The 3,134-nt window shown below is 73.4% G+C and carries 2 protein-coding genes; both read left to right on the top strand.

Annotated elements, in window-relative coordinates; all coding sequences use genetic code 11:
- Positions 1-1,116, top strand: a 1,116-nt coding sequence (locus AB0M20_RS34650) for a Dak phosphatase (RefSeq protein ID WP_364304598.1), incomplete at its 5' end; no start/stop codon positions are given.
- On the top strand, positions 1,113-3,134 hold a 2,022-nt coding region (recG, locus tag AB0M20_RS34645), incomplete at its 3' end, for an ATP-dependent DNA helicase RecG (RefSeq protein ID WP_364304596.1). The genes AB0M20_RS34650 and recG, both read left to right, overlap by 4 nt.

Genomic DNA, 3,134 nt, shown 5'->3' with positions numbered 1-3,134 from the left:
GCGGCGGCCGAGGCGCTGGCGCGTACCCCGTCGCAGTTGCCGGTGCTGGCCCGCGCCGGGGTGGTCGACGCCGGCGGGCGCGGCCTCTGCCTGCTGCTGGACGCCCTGGTCGCGGCGCTCAGCGACGACTTCGAGGTCGCCGAGCCGGTCGCGGTCATGCCGGTGGAGCGGGCGGTGGAGAAGACCCAGTTCGGGTACGAGGTGCAGTATCTGCTGGACGCCCCGGCCGAGGCGGTCGAGGCGCTCCGGGGGCGGCTCGACGAGCTGGGCGACTCGCTGGTCGTGGTCGGCACGGGCGACGGCGACCCGCCGACGTGGAACGTGCACGTCCACGTCGACGACATCGGCGCGGCGATCGAGGCGGGCGTCGAGGCCGGGCGTCCACACCGGATAGCGGTGACGCGGCTCGAGGACCACCTCCACTCGTTCGGGCGGCGGGCGGGCGACCCACCCGCGCTGAACCCAGAGGCGCGTGGCGCCGTCGTGGTGGCGGCCGGCGACGGTCTCACCGCGCTCTTCAGCGCCGAGGGCGCCACCGTGGTCGACCGCAACCCGTCGATCGCCGAGATGCTCGACGCGATCACCGCGACCGGCGCCGGCAACGTGGTGCTGCTGCCCAACGACGCGAACACCCATGCGGTCGCCCGCAACGCCGCGAGCGAGGCGAGCCAGGCCGGCATCCGGGTCAGCGTGGTGCCGACGAGCTCACCAGTGCAGGCGCTGGCCGCGCTGGCGGTCCGCGACGAGGGGCGTACGTTCGCCGACGACGTGATCGCGATGGCCGAGGCGGCGGGCGCGTGCCGCTACGGCGAGGTCTGCACGGCCCAGCGCGAGGCGCTGACCGTGGCCGGGCGGTGCGCGCCGGGCGACCTGCTCGGGCTGCTCGACGGCGAGGTGCACATCATCGGCGCCGAGCTGACCGAAGTGGCCCGCCGCCTGGTCGACCGGATGCTCGGCGGCGGTGGCGAGCTGGTCACGCTCGTGCTGGGCGCGGACGCCCCGGCACAGCTGGAGAGCTCGTTGCGCGAGCATGTGACCCAGGCCTGGCCGTTCGCCGAGCTGCAGTGCTACGCCGGCGGGCAGCCGCGTTACCACCTGCTGGTGGGAGTCGAATGATCACGACCTCGACGCCGCTGACCGACGTGTTCAAAGGCAAGCTGGCCAAGGATCTGGCGACGCATCTCGACCTGCACACCGCCGGGGACCTCATCTACCACTTCCCGCGCCGCTACGACGAGCGCGGCGAGCACACCGACATGCGCGAGCTCGCGATCGGCGACCAGGTGACGCTGCTCGCCCAGGTCAAGTCCCGGACGGTGCGGCCGATGCGCCACCGCAAGGGCTCGATGCTCGAGGTGACCATCGGCGACGGGTCCGGTGCGACGCTCACCTGCACGTTCTTCAACCAGGCATGGCGGGAACGCGAGCTGAGCACCGGGCGGTGGGGCCTGTTCGCCGGCAAGGTGACCGACTTCCGGGGCAAGCGGCAGCTCAACGGCCCGGCCTATCAACTGCTGCGAGCCGATGCGACGCAGGAGGAGGCGGCCGAGGAGATCGAGGAGTTCGCCGGGGCGCTGATCCCGGTCTACCCGGCGGCGCAGGCGGTGCCGACCTGGGTGATCGCGCGGTGCGTGCGGACGGTGCTGGAGACCTTCCAGCCGCCCGACGATCCGCTGCCGGCCACCACCCGCGCGAGCCGCAACCTGATCGGCATCGGCAAGGCGCTGCAGGAGATCCACCGGCCTTCGTCGAAAGAGGACCTGCACCGGGCGAAGTACCGGCTCAAGTGGGACGAGGCGTTCGCCGTGCAGCTCACGCTGGTGCAGCGCAAGGCTCGTGCGGCCGAGTCGCCGGCCCGCGCCCGCCCCCGCAGCGACGGCGGCCTACTCGCGAAATTCGACGCGTCGCTGCCCTACGAGCTGACCGACGGCCAGCGCCAGGTGGGCGAGGAGATCGCGGCGGATCTGGCGCGGCCGCACCCGATGCACCGCCTGCTGCAGGGCGAGGTGGGCTCCGGCAAGACCCTGGTCTCGGTCCGCGCCATGCTCCAGGTCGTCGACGCCGGCGGACAGGCGGCCCTGCTCGCACCCACCGAGGTGCTGGCCACGCAGCACTTCCGCGGCATCAGCGCCCAGCTCGGGTCGCTGGGCCGGGCCGGCGAGCTCGGCGGTGACGCGGCCGGCACGCAGCTCACGTTGATCACCGGCTCGCTGGGCGCGGCGGCCCGGCGGGCGGCGCTGGCCAAGGTCGCCGACGGCACCGCGGGCATCGTGGTCGGCACGCACGCGCTGCTCTACGAGGGCGTCGACTTCCACGACCTCGGGCTGGTCGTGGTCGACGAACAGCACCGCTTCGGCGTGGAGCAGCGGGATGCCCTGCGCGCCAAGGCCGCCCAGCCGCCGCACGTGCTGGTGATGACCGCGACGCCGATCCCCCGCACCGTCGCGATGACGGTCTACGGCGACCTCGAGACGTCGGTGCTGTCGCAGTTGCCGCGCGGGCGGTCGCCGATCGCCTCGCACGTGGTGCCGGCGCTGGAGAAGCCGGCCTTCCTCGACCGGGCGTGGCGGCGGCTGCGCGAGGAGGTCAAGGCCGGCCATCAGGCCTATGTGGTGTGCCCGCGGATCGGGGACTCGACGTCGGCCTCGTCGTCGGCATCCTCCGATGACGAGGAGCCGCCGGGAGATCTCGAGTCGGCGCGGCGGCCGCCGCTCGCGGTCACCGAGGTGGCTCCGATCCTGGCCGAGGGCCCGTTGCACGGGCTGCGGATCGAGGTGCTGCACGGCAAGCTGCCGGCCGACGAGAAGGACGCGGTGATGCGATCCTTCGCGGCCGGCGAGGTCGACGTGCTGGTCGCGACCACGGTGATCGAGGTCGGCGTCGACGTGCCCAACGCCACCGTCATGATCATCATGGACGCCGACCGCTTCGGCGTCTCCCAGCTGCACCAGCTGCGCGGCCGGGTCGGCCGGGGCTCGGCGGCCGGCATCTGCCTGCTGGTCACCGAGGCGCCCGAGGCTTCGACGGCCCGGGAGCGGCTCGAGGCGGTGGCGTCCACGACGGACGGTTTCAAGCTCTCCGAGATCGACCTGGAGCAGCGCCGCGAGGGCGACGTGCTGGGCGCGTCGCAGTCC

The organism is Actinoplanes sp. NPDC051633 (assembly GCF_040681735.1).
GTDB lineage: Bacteria > Actinomycetota > Actinomycetes > Mycobacteriales > Micromonosporaceae > Actinoplanes.
This window is presented reverse-complemented; position numbering and strand designations above follow the sequence as displayed.